The organism is Chryseobacterium ureilyticum (assembly GCF_900156735.1).
Classification (GTDB): Bacteria; Bacteroidota; Bacteroidia; order Flavobacteriales; family Weeksellaceae; genus Chryseobacterium; species Chryseobacterium ureilyticum.
The window spans coordinates 229594-247195 of record NZ_FTOL01000001.1; the positions used below are offsets into that span (position 1 = coordinate 229594).

A 17602-nucleotide genomic window follows, 5' to 3' on the forward strand; every position below is an offset into this window, starting at 1 on the left:
ACCTCCAGCTTCCCTCTTCCAGCTCAAAAACTACATTTTTTCCTTTTCCAAAATCTTAATCACCAGTTTCTCTTCTTTCGTCAGATCCGCTTTTCCGTCATTTTCTTCAATGATTTCCAGCTCGTCAAGATATTTTTTAATGGAATTATTTTCGTAAAGGTTGATGACTAAAGGATGAACATAATACTTCTTACAGACAGCAATTGTATTTCCAAGATGCTCAGCAACGATATCTAAAGCTTCTTTCACTTTCTTCTTATATTCCGAATCGTTTTCAGCATAACCGATTTCTTTAAAAGCAATCAAAGCACTTACGGTCCCCGACCATGTTCTGAAATCTTTAGCAGTAAAATCTTCACCACTGATCTCCTTAATGTATTCGTTCACCATTCCGGAATCTATAGAATGGCAGTTTCCATCATCATCAAAGTATTGAAAAAGTTCTTTTCCAGGAATATCCTTACATTTTTGTACCAATCTTGCCAATCTTTTACTTCTGAGATCCACATGATGCATAACTCCTTTTTTTCCTTTAAATGAGAATGTGATTTTCTGCCCTTTTACCTCTACATGCTTATCCTTTAAAGTAGTTAATCCAAAAGATCCGTAAAGCTTTTCATAGACATTATTCCCAATGCGGATATTGGTGCGCTGCATCAGGCTGACGATCAAAGCCAGTATTTTTCGTTTTTCAAAATTCCTCAGCGCAAGATCCTGCTCCATTTGAAGTCGAATATTAGGTAATGCATACCCAAACTGAAGCATTCTGTAAAATTTTGTATGATTTCTCAGAGCACTCCATAAGGAATGATATCTGTATTGTTTCCTTTTCTTTACGTCAAAACCCGTTGCCTGAAGATGCCCGTTTTCTAAAGCACATATCCATACATTTTCCCATGCCGGAGGGATAACCAGTTTGTTGATACGGTTTATTTCATCCTTATCTCTGATCTTTTCGCCGTCTTTATAATAAGAATATGTTGTACCGGTTTTCTTACGGGTAATTCCGGCAGTCTCCGCATCGGTGGTATATACAAGATGTACCGCCTTTGCAGATGCTTCCGGATCCTTCATGATTTTAACAATCTTTGATGGCTTGAGGTGGGAGATAATCTCCAGATCAGTATTCTTCTCCATAGAAAATGGTTAAGAGTTTTTACCCTTCGAAAAAATAAGGAAAAGAATCACTATGATTATACCCACTAAGAAAATTCCCCACCACATTCCGGCTTTAAAAATTGTTCCTACTGCTTCACAACTTGTTAGTGTTAACAAACTTAATATCGTAATACTGTAAATGCTCCACTTTTTCATAGGTATAATATTTTATTGGTGTACGTTAAATTCTGAGTCTATCAGCTTTCCAGTTTTTAATAGATCTCTTGATCTCATCGCCGGAAATATTTTCATGAAGAGCCTTGTATAAAAGCTCTTTAAATTCATCATCATATGTAAATCTCAGTGCTGCAATCTGGTCAAACCTCAACTTCTCAACAGTTTCATCGGATCTTATATTAAAAATCTCGAAATACCTTTGTTTAAATTCAAGGATCACCATACGGTTCTGAAGTCCCAATGCATAATGCTGTCTTGTCATAAATGCAAGATAAAAAAGCAGAAAAATCACAATTGAAAATAATATCCAGACCAACTGGTTACCGGGATCCTCCCAGATTTTATAGATTCCTAAAATCTCCAGTACAATTAACAAAGGGAGATAAATAAAATGATGTGGTGGATAGAATTTTCTGTGGTTATTATAGTTCTGCTGTTTCATAGGATGTATTGCAGCAATAATCTTTCCAAAATATTATTATTTTAATAAAAATTAATGTTTTATGGTATGAATTTTATTTTTTTTGAAAGAAATGAATAAGTGAAACATCATAATCTCTAGGTCAGCAAAACATGTTCTTTGTATTCTTAACCAGAATTCATAAAAAATTACAGATCATCAATAAATAGGGCTTTTATTTAATCCTCCGACTTCAAATTTTTCGTAACTTTCGGTGTTTAAAAATGAAAAAAATGACTTCAAAGGAAAAAGTTGCTGCGCTTCGTGAAGAAATGCAGAAAAATAATGTTGATGCATTTATCGTATATTCTGCAGATCCCCACATGAGTGAGTACCTTCCTGAAGAATGGCAGGAAAGAGCTTGGCTTTCAGGATTCTTAGGTTCTGCCGGTTTTGTGGTAGTGACTAAAGATAAAGCCGGGCTTTGGACAGACGGAAGATATTTTACACAGGCTGCCATTGAATTGGATGGTTCAGGAATCGACCTTTTCAAAGACGGAATAGAAGGAACTCCCAATTATATCGATTGGATTATTTCAGAAATTCCTGCAGGCGGTAAAGTTGCTGTAAATGCTGTAGCGGCTTCAAATGCCAACTGGGAACTACTTTCTCAAAAATTTAATTCAAAAAATATAACCCTTACGGATATCCCTCTTCTAAAAGAAGTTTGGAAAGAAAGAGGAACACCTTCTGCTAATCCTATTTTTGTGCATCCTGTAGAAAGAGCCGGAAAATCTGTAACAGACAAACTTGCTGCAATCCGTCAAAAAATGGAAGAGCAGGAAGCTACCGTTCATATTATTTCAAGCTTAGATGATGTTGCATGGACATTGAACCTTCGAGGAAGTGACGTACAAAGCAATCCTGTATTTTTAGGATATATTGTGATCACTAAAAATGATGCAGTGTTATTCACAGGCTTGGAAAAACTGGAAGTAGCAGCAAGAAAACAAATGGATGATTCTTTCGTAAAAATGATGCCTTACGAAGAGTTCTATAACTACCTGAAAGTATTCAAAAATGAAAAAGTATTGGTTTCTCCAAACAGCAACCAGCAGATTTTTGAAACATTAAAAGCAGATAACCAATTTATCAAAGCTCCGGTACCAGGAAATCTGATGAAAGCTCAGAAAAATGAAACTGAATTGGAAGGTTTCAGAACTGTAATGGTAAGAGACGGAGTTGCGATGGTAAAATTCCTTTACTGGCTGACTCACAATGCAGGAAAAGAAGCCATGAATGAATATTCTATCGGTGAAAAACTGAGAGGTTTCCGTGCTGAAGGAGAAAACTTTGTGGGAGAAAGCTTCGGCTCTATCGTTGGATACAAAGACAATGGAGCGATCATGCACTATTCTGCAAAAAAAGAAGGTAGCAAAGAAGTAACCAATGCGGAAACAATTTTGGTAGATTCAGGAGGTCAGTATCTTGAAGGAACTACAGATATTACAAGAACTTTTGCATTAGGAACTCCATCTGAAGAATTCAAAAGAAACTCTACATTGGTATTACAGGGATTAATCCGTTTATCGATGGTAAAATTCCCGAAAGGAACAAAAGGAGTACACCTTGATGCTATTGCAAGGCTTCCGTTATGGATGGAAGGAAAAGATTTCAACCACGGAACAGGACATGGGGTAGGAAGCTTTATGAACGTTCATGAAGGACCTCAAAATATCAGAAAAGACCTGAATCCTCAGGATCTTCTTCCGGGAATGGTGCTATCCAATGAGCCTGGATATTATCTTGAAGGGCACTACGGAATTCGCCATGAGAACCTTATTGCAGTAAAAGAAGCAGAAAAAACAATTCATGGAACTTTCTATGAATTTGAAACATTAACTTTCTGCCCGTTCTTTAAAGACGATGTTGTAAAAGAAATTCTTTCCGAAAAGGAAATCGCATGGTTAAATGATTACCATAAAACATGTGAAGAAAAAATTGCTCCTTATTTAGAAGGAGAAGTGAAAGAATGGTTCTTGCAACTCGTAAGCCCGCTTTAATAAATACTAAACAAAATAATTGTTAGATTAGCAAAAGTCCTGTAAGTTATTTTTTGCAGGGCTTTTCTTTTATGCAACCGTATTTTTACGGATAAAAATTTAGGGATTCCCCTGAGGAGAAAGAAATGCTTAGGCTTTACCTTTGTGACAACAAACATCATTCATATCTTCATATAAATAACTTAGTCAATTCAAAACGGTAGATCATCCCATCCTGGGATGGTTTTTTGTTTTATGATGAGAAATGTCCCTGTTTTTATTTATTTTCGCTGCATAACTAAAGATAATGATACGGGATTTTTTTCAAAGCTTTAATTTATTTTCAGAAGATGAGGTTGAAACATTTTTACAATTTTTTGAAATGAGGAAAGTAAATAAAAATGAATATTTCATCCAGGAAGGTGAAAAATGTAAAGAAGTAGCGTTGATCAGATCTGGTATTTTCCGTTCTTTCTACCTTTCCGACGACGGAAAAGATATGACGTATTGTTTTAGGTTTCCTAATACGATGATGGCTGCATATTCATCATTTATTTCAGGATCTCTGAGCAGAGAAAATATGCAGGCAATTACAGATGCGGAGCTTTTTGTTCTGAAAAAAGAAACATTTGATGAAATAGCGCAGGATAATCTGAACTGGGCAAAGTTTTTAAAAATCATCGCCGAACAGGAATACCTTGAATTGGAAAACAGATTCTTCCAATTGCAGAGAGACAGTGCCAGCCAGCGTTATGTAAGTCTTATTAAAAATTATCCGGATTATATCCAGAATATTCCATTGCAATATCTTGCCTCTTATCTGGGGATTACTCAAAGACATTTAAGCCGAATAAGAAAGGAGGTTTCTTTTTAGACATTTGTCCTGTTAATTGGTTTCCGGGCTCTATACTTTTGTCAAAAAAAGATATGGAACATAATATTCTCATTATTGGAGGAAACGGATTAGTAGGAAAAACAATAGCCCGTATATTACAATCCCGGAACCCTGATATTACTATTTTTATTGGTGGAAGAAAAGGTGGAAAGACAGAGCGGGACCTGAAAATTGATGTCACAGATCCAAACTCCCTCCAGATTATCTCCGATAAAAAAATTAATCTGATTATTCTTTCTGTAAATGATCAATCAGATCATGTACTCAGATATGCCATACATCACCATATTGATTATCTGGATATAACCAAACCTACTCCTGATCTCGTAAAAGCTTATGCTATTGCAGGAAAATCCGATGTGAACAGCCGAATTGTTTTCAGCTCCGGCTGGATGGGAGGAATTGTTCCGGGATTAGTGAATGCCATTTCAAAAAATACACAGGATATTTTAGAAATAAAGCTTTTCGTATATTATTCTGTGAAAGACCTTGCAGGAGAGAGCTCAGCTCATTTTATGGCAGAAAATGTGTCCGTTCCTTTCTCTAATTATAAGAATGATCGACCTGTTTCTGTAAGGCATTTTTTAAATAAAGAAACCTTTGATTTTTCTTTTGGAATAGGAAAAAGAGTTGCTTACAATTTTGATGTTCCTGATCTTTATATCTTAAACAAAGTTGAAAGAGTGCCCAGTGTCAATGTGAAAATGACTTATAGTTCTAAATTTATCACATGGTTGCTTGGTGGTTTTCAGTATATCAGATTGTTTGATATTTTATCTTTAAAAGAAAGAAGAGCTATTTTTAGTGCCAGTGGAAATGGAGATCAATCCGTTTTCGAAATTGTAGTGAAAAATAAGATCGGAGAGAAAAAATTAAGCCTTCAAAGTACAAAAGGACAGGCAGAACTTACTGCTCTATCGGCAGTTTTACATACTGAAGAATTATTGAGAAACCCTCACGAGAATCATGTGTATTTCAGTCATCAGCTGCATGAACCCCAATTGTTATTGGCACAGCTTAACGCTTACGAAACCATTCATATCAATACTCCATCATGAAAAAAATAGCCATTATCAATGGGCATCCCAATAAAGAATCTTTTAATGTTGGTGTTATTGAAGCTTATAAACAAGGAGCAAGGCAGGCAGGAGCAGAAGTAAAGGAAATTGTCATTGCAGATTTAAACTTTAATCCCAATTTACAATTCGGTTATCAAAAAAGAATGGAATTGGAGCCTGATCTTATCAAAGCTTGGGAAATTATTCAGTGGGCAGATCATTTAGTTTGGGTACATCCTGTTTGGTGGGGTGGTTTACCTGCTATTACAAAAGGTTTTATAGATCGGCTTTTTTTATCGGGAATGGCTTATAAATATCGTGAAAACTCAGTATGGTGGGACAAACTTTTAAAAGGTAAAACCGGACATATTATCACCACACTGGATCAGCCGGGATGGTATTACCGACTTATGTACGGAAGACCAAGTGTGAATCAGCTTAAAAAATCAACGTTGGAATTTTGTGGCGTAAAACCGGTTAAAGTAACCTATATCGGAATTATTAGAAACTCAAAAGAAGAGCAGAGAATTCAATGGCTTCAAAAAATAAAAAAACTGGGAGAAAAACTTAAGTAAAGAATAAGAAAACCGGAAGCAGATTAATTCTCTTCCGGTTTCAGTTTTATAATCCCTTTTTTCCCTCTATCCAATATGCCTGTGATCTTATACATTTAGGCGAAACTCCTTTCGCTTTGAGAAACTTTCTTATCAATGACATCCTGTCTCCGTTTCCGGTGAGATAAAAAGCAACTTCGTCACGATAAATAGATTCTTTTTCTTCTCTCAAAAAGTCGGTTAAGGCTTCTATCATTCGCATTGTACTGTTTTTTGGACTATGATATCCATAAAGATTAAGGCTTTCAAGAGCAGAAGCCTCTTCCAGTTCATGAAGACATATAAATTGAGATCCCAATTCTTCCACAGCTTCTTTGATGGAAAGAGAACTTCCCAAAGATGTTTCATCTCCAATAGAAAAGTGAATTCTTGCGTTGGATTCGAAAAAACGTTTTCCGCGTGGCATTAAAATTTTTATAGAACCTCCTACATATAAACTGTTTACAAAATTACTGCCCACAGCATGAGAATCATGTACATGAAATATCACTTCAAAACTGCCTCTGTCTCTATTGAAATTAAAGGGAGAATAATTACGGAAATCCCTGTCATTGATTCTTATTCCTATAGCGTAAGCCGGTTCAAAATCAACATCCTGTAAATCAGTTTGAAAATAGACTCTTCGAAGATCAGGAGCAATAATTTCGATATGGGTAACGGTACAATCTTTAAACTTTGAGGACCAAACATTTTCTACGGTGTCATTGATCCATTTTGGTAAGCTTGGCATAAATATTTTTATTGCAAAGGAAGCTGTAAAATCAAAATTGAGCGATAGCAGTTTCAGGGAATTAATTGGACAATTCGTGGTTATGGTAGATGTAGGTTATTTTACACCTGAGATTTCCTGAATGCCGAAGGAGTCTGGTCTTCCAATTTGGAAAATAACCGCGTGAAATAGGCATGATCAGTATAACCTAATTCATAGGCAATTTCCTTTACCGTAAGATGAGTAAATGCCAGTAGACGTTTTGCTTCAATTAAAATTTCCTGATGAATCCAGTGCTGAGCAGGCTTACCTGTAACTTCACGGATAACTTCTGTAAGGTAACCTCTTGAAATATTAAGTTTGTCAGCATATTCAGATGGACTTTTCATGGTTTTATAGTTTTGACGCACCATGATTTTAAATTCCCGGCTCAGTTGCAAAGAACGACTTTCTCCGACAGTTTGAGAGTAATTTTCCTTTGAATATTTAAAAGCAAACATTCCTATAAAAGAATGGAGTAAAGATTGAATCACCATAAAGCCCTCTTTGGAAGCCAGCGTTTCTTCCTTATAAAAAGAGTGGAGTAGAGTTGCTGTGTTATTGAATTTTTCCACCCAGTTTTTATCAATCGTTAAAGGTTGTATTCCTTCCAGAAATTCTTCAAAAACAGACCGTACCGAATCAGGGACCAGATCAGATTTTATAGCAACAAACCATCCATTTACCTGATCCATTAAAATCCCCTGATGCACCTGTCCTGGCAGCACACAGAAAATAGTAGATTCTTTAGCTTCAATAATGTTAAAATCAACCATCATTTTCACGTGACCGCTTTCCATACAGGTAAAAATATAGTGGCTGTCCCGATGTATTCCTTTATCTTTAAGAATATCTTCAGTATCATAGGTATGCTGATCCATTCTCTTGATGTGAAAACGATGCTTGGAAATATCACTCAGGTCATACGTTGGAATTGTCTGTTTCATATTTCTAAAACCGATTCTACAAAGCTACAAATAACTCTCATCATACTCCAAGTTTAATATGAGACTACTTATTCTAATAAACTGCGAGTAAATACTCATCTCGGAAATTACGTATTTATACGGGGTTCAAAATGTTTTATTTATCTCATATTTGTGATATAATATTGCTTTAGAGCAAAAAAACAAATGATGAAAACTGATGTTTAAGAATTTTAAATCAAACTTTTAAAACCATAAACTATGTCAAAAATCCCTCATTCAATGAAAAAACTCTGGCGATTTTTCGTGTTTTCGGCAGCTGTTTCTGCTATTTCCATGGGATGTACCTCTCAAAAAGGAGCAGACCAGATCTTTATCAACGGAGATATCCTCACAATGAAAGGTGATAAGGCTTCTTATGTGGAAGCACTTGTAGTAACCGACGGAAAAATCACTTTTGCAGGACCGAAATCCCAAGCTTTGGAAATGAAAGGTAGCAGTACTAAGATGGTAGATCTGAACGGACGTACACTGATGCCAGGATTTATAGATGCCCACGGACATGTTTCTCAATATGCTACAGCATCTCAAATGATCAATTTGCAGCCTGAACCTTACGGGGAAGTGATGTCTATTCCGGATTTACAGAAAGTTCTTAAAGACTTTATCATCCAAAATAATATTAAACCCGGTGTAATGATTGTCGGCAATGGGTATGATGATGCTATTATGGAAGAACATAAACACCCTACAGCAAAGCAACTTGATTCGGTATCTTCTGTAAATCCAATTTATATAGAACATGCTTCAGGACACATGGGAGTAGGGAATTCACTATTCCTAAAAAATATGGGGGTTACTTATGATACAGAAATTTCAGGAGGAGTTATAGGAAAAGATCCTAATACCAAAGAACTTACAGGAAAAATGCAGGAAAATGCGAACATTGAAGCTTTACAGTATCTCACAAGTCAATTACCGAAGCCTGCCGAAAAAGATAAGTTTAAATCTTTACTGGATGCCGAAAACGAGTGGTTTGCCAACGGACAGACGACCATTTGTGAAGGACGTGCCACACCAGCTAATATCAATCATATCTTTGAAGCGAATGACAAAAAACTACTGCGTGGAGATTATATCATTCTGCCGGATTATGATACCAACGCTGATAAGCTTGAACATTGGAAAGATTATTATCAGAAATACACAGGACGTGTAAAGATAGGAGGTGTAAAAATGACCTTTGACGGATCTCCGCAGGGAAAATCAGCATGGCTCAAAGAACAGTATCTGGTCGCTCCGGATGGAGAAGAACAAGGCTTCAAAGGACATCCTATTTACTCGAGAGAAAATGCTTATAAAGGATTAAAAGCTATTTTTAAAGCAGGAATGCAGGCACATATCCATTGCAACGGTGATGCGGCTATTGATGAGGGGCTTAGCCTTATGGAGGTTCTTAAAAATGAAAAATTACTTACAGATAGTATGCGTTGTGTGTTGATTCATAGTCAGGTATGTCGTGAAGATCAGGTTCCCCGTTATAAGAAAATAGGAATCATGCCAAGCTGGTTTCCTACTCACGTTTATCTTTGGGGAGATTGGCATCGCGAAAATGTATTGGGAGAAGAAAGAGCCAAGAGAATAAGCCCATTGAAAGAAGGTTTGGATCAGGGAATTCGCTTTACCATCCATCATGATTCTCCAGTTACTCCTCCTGATTTAATTGCTGCTGTGTACGCTGCCGTAAACAGGAAAACACGTTCAGGATACTTATTAGGTCCGGAGCAGCGTGTCAGCCCTTATGAAGCTCTCAAAGCAATTACCATCAATGCGGCGTGGCAATGGGGAGAAGAACATGAAAAAGGAAGTTTGGAACAGAATAAGAGAGCAGATCTTGTTATTTTAGATAAAAATCCTGTGAAGATAGATCCATTGGGTGTCAAAGATATCCGGGTAATGGAAACCTATAAAGATGGAGTTCAGGTCTATAAGAAAAATTAAGTTTTTACGATTTTAATAAAAAAAAGCATCCTGCTTATTGTAAGATGCTGTTTTTATATTCAGTATTGAGAATTCATTATTTTGCCTTTGAAAAAGCCATTCTGATGGCAAGATATGTAAGAACACTTGCCATAAACCACTTTTGAACTTTTATCCATGCAGGATTATTGCTGAAAAATAAAGCAACTCTTGAAGCAGTCAGTACAATTAAAAAATTAACACTAAAACTTACCAAAACCTGAACAACACCGAGTTCCAGACTCTGAGTGAGCACAGATCCGTATTCCGGTTTGATGAATTGCGGGAAAAATGAAAGATAGAAAACTGCTACTTTAGGATTAAGGACATTTGTGAGGAATCCAACGGTAAAAAGCTTTTTAGGACTGTCATACGATGTATTTTTATCAACATCAAAAATGTTCTTGCTATTGGGTTTAATAGCTTGATAGGCAAGGTATAAAAGATAAATTGTTCCCAATGTTTTAAGAATGGTATAAGCAAAAGGAACCGCCAATAATACAGCCGTTAAACCAAAAGACACCATGATAATGTGAAACAAAAACCCACACACCACACCTGTCAATGAAATGAAACCTGATTTTTTACCTTGTGTTATTGATTTTGAGATCAGGTAAATCATATTAGGACCGGGGCTGATCACTAAGATAAGAGCAGCCAAAATAAAAAATGAAAGTTCGTGAAGAGGGATCATTAATTTTTATGCAAATATCTTATTAATTGAGAAAATGAACAATAGTTTTTAAATAATCCTTAGAATATAATTTTAGAACTTTGCATTAAAAATAACATTTCAATCCCTATTTAACCTTTTGTTTTAAATCTTGAAAAAACTGTAAATTAGCCAACAGAAAATAGTAAAAAACACTTTTTAAGAAACCCAAAATGTCCAAGCTGAAAATTGCACGAGAACAGAAAAATCTAACTCAGGAAGAATTGGCAGAAAAATCAAAAATTTCTGTGAGAACAATTCAAAGGATTGAAGCAGGGACAGAGCCGAAAGGACATACGCTGAGAGCATTGGCTGCTGCCCTGGAAATAGAAGAAACCTTATTACAGGATCCAGAGAAGATTTCCGAAGTGGAAAGCACAACAATAGATGAACCAGCAATAATATCAGAAGAGAAAGATGCAGAAACATTACCAACAGATGGTATCAATTATTCTCAGATCAAAATGATTAATCTTTCCTCATTATTTTTCACAATTGTCCCACCTTTAAATATTTTCGTTCCTCTTCTGCTGATGTTTATTTTAAAGCAAAAAAACAGTCTTGCCAGACAAATTATTTCAGTACAGATGATATGGACGGTAATGGCGCCTATTATTTTCATGCTGGGTATCTTTTTAAAGTTGGGAAGACAGTTTACTCTTATTCTGATGATCCTTATTGTTCTTTCCAATGTATGTATCATTCTTCGAAATGCAGCAGAGATTGATAAAAAGAAAAAATTATATTTTAGTCTGAAATTCAGTGTGATATAAAACCTGTCAGTACTTTGTCGGGTTATTGTCGGGTTCATTTTTAGGCTTAAAACAATTGAAAACCTAACCTTTGTCAAAAAATTAATAATGACAAAGACTATTCGTTTTATACTTCTTTTCTTCATCCTATTTTTGGGTAGCTTATATGCACAATTGCCAAAAACAGATCCGCTTTATAACACCATTATGTCAAAAGATAGTCTGCTTTTTTCAGTGGGATTTAATACCTGTAATGTCAAACAGACAGAAGCTATGCTAAGCGATCGTCTCGAATTTTATCATGACAAAGGCGGTTTTTCAGATAAAAAGAAGTTCATCACAGATTTTAAAAACGGATTATGTAAATCACCTTCAGATTATCGTTCAAGAAGAGTACTGGATAATGAAAGTACACAAATATTTCCATTATATCAGAACGGGAAACTTTATGCGGCTATACAAAACGGTAGTCATTTCTTTTATGAAAAAGAAGGATCATCAACTGAAAAATTAGTCGGAGAAGCTAAGTTTACCAATCTTTGGTTGCTTGAAAACGGAGAATGGAAATTAACGAGATCTTTAAGTTTTGATCATCACGCAAAAGAATCAATAGATCAAAAAACTGTTTTTAATAATGATCAGCAAATAGAAAGCTGGTTGAAGGAAAATAAAATTCCAACCCTTGGACTGGGAATTATAGAATCAGGAGAGTTGAAACAGGTAAAAGTCTTTGGAAATAGTAAAGAAAATATTCCAGCCCCTTACAATACTTATTTCAACGTTGCTTCTCTTACCAAACCTGTGACTGCAATGGTTGCATTGCGTCTGATAAGCTTAGGGAAATGGAAATTGGATGAACCTTTAGATAAATATTGGATAGATCCAGACATTTCAAATGATCCAAAACATAAAAAATTAACCACACGAATTATTCTTAGCCATCAAACAGGCTTCCCCAATTGGAGATGGATGAATACAGACAAAAAATTGAACTTTCAATTTGAACCCGGCACAAAATATCAATATTCGGGAGAAGGTTTTGAATATCTGCGAAAAGCATTGGAAGCCAAATTCAAGAAATCATTGGAGCAACTTGCTCAGGAACTGATTTTTCAACCTTATAAAATGTACGATACAGGGTATATTTGGGGGCAGCATATTGATGAAAAAAGATTTGCCATCGGATACAATGAAAAAGGAATATCATATCCCACAGAAAAAAATAAAACACCCAATGCTGCCGATGATTTGCACACAACAATAGAAGATTATGGAAACTTTATGGTGAATGTGATGAAAGGAAAAGGTTTGATGTCAGATGTATTCCGGGAAATGATCAGAAAACAGATAAAAACCAAAGAAAATAAATACTTCGGATTAGGCTTTGAAATCTATGATCTCGGAAACGAAGACTATGCATTATCTCATGGCGGTGCAGACCAAGGAACAAGATGTATTGCTTTTATCTTACCAAAATCAGGGAAAGGGCTTCTCATTTTTACCAATGTAGATGACGGATACAAAGTCTATGAAAAACTGGTTCTGCATTATTTGGGGGAAGAAGGAAAGAAAATTGTGAATATAGAAAACAGTAAATAATGATATTTAATTTTCCTGTTTTTAAGTGAAATCTTATATTTGATATTACTCTTATTATAGTTTTAGTTATGTTGTATCCAGGGAAATTACTTGTGATTATTTTATTGTTTCTGTTTGTAAATGCCTTTTCTCAAAATCAGAGATTCGTATACGAATATCAATACATTCCGGATTCTGCTAATCTTGAAAGTAAAAAATCAGAACTGATGTACCTTGATATTATGCCTAAATTTTCTAAGTATTATAGCAGGGAAACCTTTAAGAATGACTCTGTTGCTCAAGCGATTCTTGACAAGCAGATGAAGGCAACAGGAAAAATTGAAAATATACCACAATTGGCAGCTTCTAAAAGTAATACGGTTAAATATACTGTCATTAAAGATTATTCTGAAAGTAAACAGCTTTTCGTTACCAGAATGGGAAGAACTAAATATAATGTGTCAGATAACCGGCTTATGCAATGGTCTGTTCATCTCGAAAAGAATACAGTTAAAGGATATAACGTTCAGAAAGCAACAGCTGATTTTGGTGGCAGAAAATGGACGGCTTGGTTTTGTGCAGATATTCCTGTGCAAGATGGTCCTTATAAATTCAGGGGTCTTCCGGGGATGATCCTGAAAATAGAAGATTCTACAGGAAGCCATTCTTTTACTTTGGTGGGAATCAAAAAACTTTCAGATCAGGAAATTGAAAAAATATCTCCTACAGGAAATTTTGTCTTTGACTTTGGAGATAAAATGGATATTGATTTAGACCAATACAAACAGCTCTTTTTAGAATCCAGAAAAGATCCTGCTAAGTCATTGAAAATTACACTTCATGATCTGGATAAGGTAAACATGAATGGAACAATGGTAGACAAAAGTGCTTATATCAGGGAAAGAGAAATGCAGATGAAAAAAACAATAAAAGAGGATAATAATAACATTGAATTAGATCTGCTTCAGTAGTATAGTTTGAGTTTTATCTGTTTGAAAAAAAAAATTAAGTGTTGTTTTTCGCATTTTAGAAAAAATTATAATAAATAAAAGCCTGTCTTCACAATGAAGGACAGGCTTTGTAATTTTTATTTCACCTTTTCCAAAAGGTATAATTTTGCACCAGAAAATGCCAGTTTAGGCATCAGGTTTCCTTCCAAAACCATTGTTTTATTATTGACATCAATAACGGAAATATAATTATTGGAATTGTATTCAATATAGTTTTCTTTTTCCTTCGTGATAGGGTTTTTCCCGAATTCCAAAGAGTATTTTACCCAGTCTTCCTTTTCAGAACTGCAATGTACAGGCTTAAATTTGGATTTTTTAGCTTTAAAAATGATCTGATCAAAGCTTTCTGTACAGTCAGAAGTAAATGTACTTTCCGGATTCTGATCCTTCGAAAAATCTTCAAAAGAACCTTTATAAACACCTACAACCTTCCAGGTCCCGTCCAGACGGTCTTCAGATATTTTACCTTTCGCTTTGCTCACCGCCCAGCTTATTCCGTTTACGGTTCCTTTTACCGCTTTATAGCCTACACTTACCGCTCCGGAAACTACTTTTGTAGCAGTTCTTACCACACAGGAATTCAGTACAAGCACGGCAGAAGCCAGAAATATCATTTTTTTCATATTGTCAAATTTTTTACGAAGATAATATTTTATGCTGAGTTTTGAGGATTAGGGAAGATGGGAACAGAAAGGAGGAAGAATGAAATTATCCGATTCATGACCTTTTCAAACACGTTTTTTAGCCGGAAATTACTATTCGGATTCTATTCATCCTATTTTTTGTATTTTTAAAGAAGATTAATAATGATGAACACCAAATCCAATTATTTCATGTTTAAGTGTACAAAAGAACTTAAAACGCTCTTTTCTGTACTGCTTTTTCTGTTTGTATATTCCTGCTCACCAAAGATGATCAGAATAGCGACTTCAGAAGATAAAGCCAATTTCGGAATCTCCAAACCTACAAAAGCCGTTTTCTTCGTAGAAAATGAAAATAGGACTGCTTCAGAAAATCAAATCAATGATCATAAGAATACAGCTGATAAGATCTATACACAGTTTGGAGGAGCTACCGAACGCGTAATGGTAGGACGAACCAATGCCAAGACCTTTACGTTTTCAAATGGAGATATAACTTGGTTTGTAGATGTTCAAAAGCTTCCAAAACGTACAGCGATGATTCTTTTCGACGGAAAAAACGAACCGATTATCGAATACAATACCAAGAAATATGAACGTCTGGTTCAAAAATATATGCCTGAAGAGCTGAAAAAGGTTGGGCAATCTCAAAAAGAATCCCAAATAATAAAAAAAGAAACAAAAAGTATTCTGGATTCCATTTGGGCAATTCCTTTTATTCCTGATCAGAAATATGCTGACAGGATCATTAATCAAAGCAATACCATTTATTATCCTCTTCCTTTTTTTGAAGACAGCGGAATGTGTAATGGACGTTATCAAACGGTATTTTACAAAGATGCAAAGGAAAAAGAAATAAGCTATACCTCTAAAGTGACCTATCGAAACGGAAGAGTATTAAGCTATGAATATCTGCGGGATGGAATTGAAAGTACACAGAAGTATTACCTTGGAAATACAGGGCTTTTGGATTCAATAGCATATTACAATCAAAACGGTAAAAGAGAGATGAAACTGAATTTTAAATATCTCCCAGATCAGTTTATTGTTCATGATATCAATTTCGGTTCCAGAGAAGAATTCCATCTGAATACCAAAGGACAGGTCATAGAGAAAGCCGATTTTGATAAAAAAAGCAAGCTTAAAAGAAAAATATATTATACCTATGATCAACTGGGACGGGTTTTAAATGAGAAATCAATGGTAGATGATGAGACAGAAAGCAAGAGCTTATACCAATATAATTCTGATACTAAAAGAATGTACTCAAAACTGGTTTTAGAAGAAAAAGGAGGTAAAATAATTTCTGAAAATACCACTGAAAATATTGGCGGTAAAGATATATTCAGTACAATTTCCGATGGAAAAATACAATATAAATCTGTTTCAACCCTGAACAAAAACTGCGAAGGAAAAGTCACCACTTATGACGGGAACGGGAAAGTTGTTTCAGTATATGTACAGAAAAAACTCTGATTGTCTTGCAGGTATTCAATCGAGGGAAATCAACACCAGAAAACGAAAAATTAATGATGAAAAAACGATATTTACTTCTTAGTATATTATATATTCCAACCCATTTTTTTGCACAAAATAAAACCGTTTATTTTGATTCAGACTGGAAGGAAACGCAAAAAAGCAACGCAAAATATTACCGTCGCCTCCCTCTTCTTAAATTAGGGAACATGGAACTGATTCAGGATCATTATGTAAAAGGAGATTCACCTCAGATGCAGGGATATTTTGTGACTGGAGATGAAAAAAACAAAGTTGGAGATGTCTTTTGGTTTTATCAGGATCAGACGGATGCATCAGGAACTTCTTATATCAATAAGACAGCACAAAAAAAACTGACGTATTACTTTGATGATGGCAAAGTCTGGAAAACCATTCAGTATGGAGACAGTTTAAAAGTAGGTAAGACCATTGAATATAAACCGGATGGAAGTATTTTAGGAGAAGCCATATATAAAGACGGCTATATTCAATCAGGAGTTGTAGGGACGTTGTTTTCCAGAAATGGATATCGTTCATATAATAAAAAAACTCAGTCTGACGATATGGTTCAGCTTCCCGAGAAAGAAGAAAAAAACTCAGAATACAAGCAGATCTATTACTGGAAACATAATCTGAAAACAGCCGTTGAATACTCCTATCGCAACGGTAAATGTATATTGGAAATGAACTTTGATAAAGATGGTAATCTTGTTCAGAAGCTGGATAGCACATCCTATTATATTTCCAGTAAAAACTTGAAAAACGGTAAAAGTTTCTATTACCGAACTCAAAAAAGTGGAGTGGTAGATGAACCGCTTTATAGAGAGTACAAAAGCTTCCCGTTCTCAAACGTTACCATGGAAAATGTAAGTCACATTATTCTTCATCGTGGAACTGTCAATTTTATTGAAAAACATCCTACAAAGGACGTATATAGAGAAATTGAGTATCGGTTTTTTACAGAAAATGGTTTACAAACGATGAGATTAGAAAGGGATTTCCAAAATGAAAAAGCTTGGAAACCCATGCAGGAATATAAAAATACAGAAACCTCTATTGTTTCCGTCTCTGAAATTGAACCCTTATCCATAGAAAAGATTTTTCAAAAATTTGGTAAAAGAAAATGGATCAATCCGTATTTCAAAAATAAACCCTTCACAGAATATATATACTTTTCATCTCCTGAATTTATGGGTAAAACAATACAGAATTCTTCATCGGGAAAAATACAGACCAATGACAAGGAATCTGTACTCATTTATGTAAGCCTTATTCCCGGAAAATATATGATACTCCGCGAAAATGGCGGGTATTTTATTCCGAAAACTACAGGCGACCTTATTGAAATTCCAAACTATGTTCAGGAATAATTTTT

General features: G+C 35.2%; 16 protein-coding genes. 10 read left to right on the forward strand and 6 right to left on the reverse strand.

The features are described from left to right. Positions 1-30 precede the first annotated feature (30 nt). On the reverse strand, positions 31-1137 hold the full coding sequence (locus tag BW983_RS01035; protein WP_076549220.1) for a DNA topoisomerase IB: 1107 nt from the start codon (positions 1135-1137) through the stop codon (positions 31-33). A 202-nt stretch (positions 1138-1339) separates the two neighbouring features. Continuing rightward, on the reverse strand, positions 1340-1777 hold the full coding sequence (locus BW983_RS01045; RefSeq protein WP_076549225.1) for a DUF6526 family protein: 438 nt from the start codon (positions 1775-1777) through the stop codon (positions 1340-1342). A gap of 251 nt (positions 1778-2028) precedes the next feature. Here BW983_RS01045 and BW983_RS01050 point away from each other — a divergent pair, with 251 nt between their 5' ends. The 4 genes from BW983_RS01050 (at position 2029) to BW983_RS01065 (ending at position 6305) form a co-directional block, all read left to right on the forward strand. Beyond that, on the forward strand, positions 2029-3798 hold the full coding sequence (locus BW983_RS01050; protein WP_076550759.1) for an aminopeptidase P family protein: 1770 nt from the start codon (positions 2029-2031) through the stop codon (positions 3796-3798). Between the two features lie 286 nt (positions 3799-4084). Then, positions 4085-4651 (forward strand): Crp/Fnr family transcriptional regulator, encoded by a 567-nt coding sequence (locus BW983_RS01055; protein WP_076549227.1) that lies wholly within the window; start codon positions 4085-4087, stop codon positions 4649-4651. 53 nt (positions 4652-4704) lie between these two features. Then, positions 4705-5730, forward strand: a complete 1026-nt coding sequence (locus BW983_RS01060; protein ID WP_076549228.1) for an NAD-dependent epimerase/dehydratase family protein — start codon at positions 4705-4707, stop codon at positions 5728-5730. After that, entirely contained in the window at positions 5727-6305 is a 579-nt protein-coding gene (locus BW983_RS01065; protein WP_076549230.1) for an NAD(P)H-dependent oxidoreductase, read from the forward strand. Before BW983_RS01060 ends, BW983_RS01065 begins: the two co-directional genes overlap by 4 nt. Before the next feature lie 46 nt (positions 6306-6351). Here the strand turns inward: BW983_RS01065 and BW983_RS01070 are convergent, their stop codons facing one another. Both BW983_RS01070 and BW983_RS01075 read right to left on the reverse strand, forming a co-directional pair. After that, positions 6352-7074, reverse strand: coding sequence for a siderophore-interacting protein (locus BW983_RS01070; RefSeq protein ID WP_076549231.1), 723 nt, complete (start codon positions 7072-7074; stop codon positions 6352-6354). 101 nt (positions 7075-7175) lie between these two features. Continuing rightward, positions 7176-8039 (reverse strand): helix-turn-helix domain-containing protein, encoded by an 864-nt coding sequence (locus BW983_RS01075; protein ID WP_076549233.1) that lies wholly within the window; start codon positions 8037-8039, stop codon positions 7176-7178. A 261-nt stretch (positions 8040-8300) separates the two neighbouring features. Here BW983_RS01075 and BW983_RS01080 point away from each other — a divergent pair, with 261 nt between their 5' ends. After that, entirely contained in the window at positions 8301-10019 is a 1719-nt protein-coding gene (locus tag BW983_RS01080) for an amidohydrolase (protein WP_076550761.1), read from the forward strand. A 76-nt stretch (positions 10020-10095) separates the two neighbouring features. Here BW983_RS01080 and BW983_RS01085 read toward each other — a convergent pair whose 3' ends face one another. Next, on the reverse strand, positions 10096-10731 hold the full coding sequence (locus BW983_RS01085; RefSeq protein WP_076549235.1) for a LysE family translocator: 636 nt from the start codon (positions 10729-10731) through the stop codon (positions 10096-10098). Between the two features lie 191 nt (positions 10732-10922). On the opposite strand from BW983_RS01085, the gene BW983_RS01090 reads away from it, so the two are divergent. The 3 genes from BW983_RS01090 to BW983_RS01100 all read left to right on the forward strand — a co-directional run bounded on the left by BW983_RS01090 (position 10923) and on the right by BW983_RS01100 (position 14050). Then, positions 10923-11522: a helix-turn-helix domain-containing protein gene (locus BW983_RS01090; protein ID WP_076549236.1), complete on the forward strand. Its 600-nt coding sequence runs from the start codon at positions 10923-10925 to the stop codon at positions 11520-11522. 87 nt (positions 11523-11609) lie between these two features. Then, on the forward strand, positions 11610-13100 hold the full coding sequence (locus BW983_RS01095; RefSeq protein WP_076549238.1) for a serine hydrolase: 1491 nt from the start codon (positions 11610-11612) through the stop codon (positions 13098-13100). A 68-nt stretch (positions 13101-13168) separates the two neighbouring features. Next, positions 13169-14050 (forward strand): GLPGLI family protein, encoded by an 882-nt coding sequence (locus BW983_RS01100; protein ID WP_076549240.1) that lies wholly within the window; start codon positions 13169-13171, stop codon positions 14048-14050. Between the two features lie 116 nt (positions 14051-14166). Here the strand turns inward: BW983_RS01100 and BW983_RS01105 are convergent, their stop codons facing one another. Then, positions 14167-14712, reverse strand: coding sequence for a hypothetical protein (locus BW983_RS01105; RefSeq protein ID WP_065392789.1), 546 nt, complete (start codon positions 14710-14712; stop codon positions 14167-14169). A 183-nt stretch (positions 14713-14895) separates the two neighbouring features. On the opposite strand from BW983_RS01105, the gene BW983_RS01110 reads away from it, so the two are divergent. Together BW983_RS01110 and BW983_RS01115 are read left to right on the forward strand one after the other, a co-directional pair. Then, positions 14896-16206 (forward strand): hypothetical protein, encoded by a 1311-nt coding sequence (locus BW983_RS01110; RefSeq protein ID WP_076549241.1) that lies wholly within the window; start codon positions 14896-14898, stop codon positions 16204-16206. 53 nt (positions 16207-16259) lie between these two features. Beyond that, positions 16260-17597 carry a hypothetical protein gene (locus tag BW983_RS01115; RefSeq protein WP_139329199.1) on the forward strand — a complete coding sequence of 446 codons (1338 nt, stop codon included), beginning with the start codon at positions 16260-16262 and terminating at the stop codon, positions 17595-17597. Positions 17598-17602 lie beyond the last annotated feature (5 nt).

What these genes read in the sequence shown, in the direction of transcription:
- BW983_RS01075 (WP_076549233.1), bottom strand. Translation starts at nt 8,039, where the DNA reads ATGAAACAGACAATTCCAACGTATGACCTGAGTGATATTTCCAAGCAT.
- BW983_RS01060 (WP_076549228.1), top strand. Translation starts at nt 4,705, where the DNA reads ATGGAACATAATATTCTCATTATTGGAGGAAACGGATTAGTAGGAAAA.
- BW983_RS01080 (WP_076550761.1), top strand. Translation starts at nt 8,301, where the DNA reads ATGAAAAAACTCTGGCGATTTTTCGTGTTTTCGGCAGCTGTTTCTGCT.
- BW983_RS01065 (WP_076549230.1), top strand. Translation starts at nt 5,727, where the DNA reads ATGAAAAAAATAGCCATTATCAATGGGCATCCCAATAAAGAATCTTTT.
- BW983_RS01090 (WP_076549236.1), top strand. Translation starts at nt 10,923, where the DNA reads ATGTCCAAGCTGAAAATTGCACGAGAACAGAAAAATCTAACTCAGGAA.
- BW983_RS01095 (WP_076549238.1), top strand. Translation starts at nt 11,610, where the DNA reads ATGACAAAGACTATTCGTTTTATACTTCTTTTCTTCATCCTATTTTTG.
- BW983_RS01035 (WP_076549220.1), bottom strand. Translation starts at nt 1,137, where the DNA reads ATGGAGAAGAATACTGATCTGGAGATTATCTCCCACCTCAAGCCATCA.
- BW983_RS01100 (WP_076549240.1), top strand. Translation starts at nt 13,169, where the DNA reads ATGTTGTATCCAGGGAAATTACTTGTGATTATTTTATTGTTTCTGTTT.
- BW983_RS01070 (WP_076549231.1), bottom strand. Translation starts at nt 7,074, where the DNA reads ATGCCAAGCTTACCAAAATGGATCAATGACACCGTAGAAAATGTTTGG.
- BW983_RS01055 (WP_076549227.1), top strand. Translation starts at nt 4,085, where the DNA reads ATGATACGGGATTTTTTTCAAAGCTTTAATTTATTTTCAGAAGATGAG.
- BW983_RS01050 (WP_076550759.1), top strand. Translation starts at nt 2,029, where the DNA reads ATGACTTCAAAGGAAAAAGTTGCTGCGCTTCGTGAAGAAATGCAGAAA.
- BW983_RS01105 (WP_065392789.1), bottom strand. Translation starts at nt 14,712, where the DNA reads ATGAAAAAAATGATATTTCTGGCTTCTGCCGTGCTTGTACTGAATTCC.
- BW983_RS01115 (WP_139329199.1), top strand. Translation starts at nt 16,260, where the DNA reads ATGATGAAAAAACGATATTTACTTCTTAGTATATTATATATTCCAACC.
- BW983_RS01085 (WP_076549235.1), bottom strand. Translation starts at nt 10,731, where the DNA reads ATGATCCCTCTTCACGAACTTTCATTTTTTATTTTGGCTGCTCTTATC.
- BW983_RS01045 (WP_076549225.1), bottom strand. Translation starts at nt 1,777, where the DNA reads ATGAAACAGCAGAACTATAATAACCACAGAAAATTCTATCCACCACAT.
- BW983_RS01110 (WP_076549241.1), top strand. Translation starts at nt 14,896, where the DNA reads ATGATGAACACCAAATCCAATTATTTCATGTTTAAGTGTACAAAAGAA.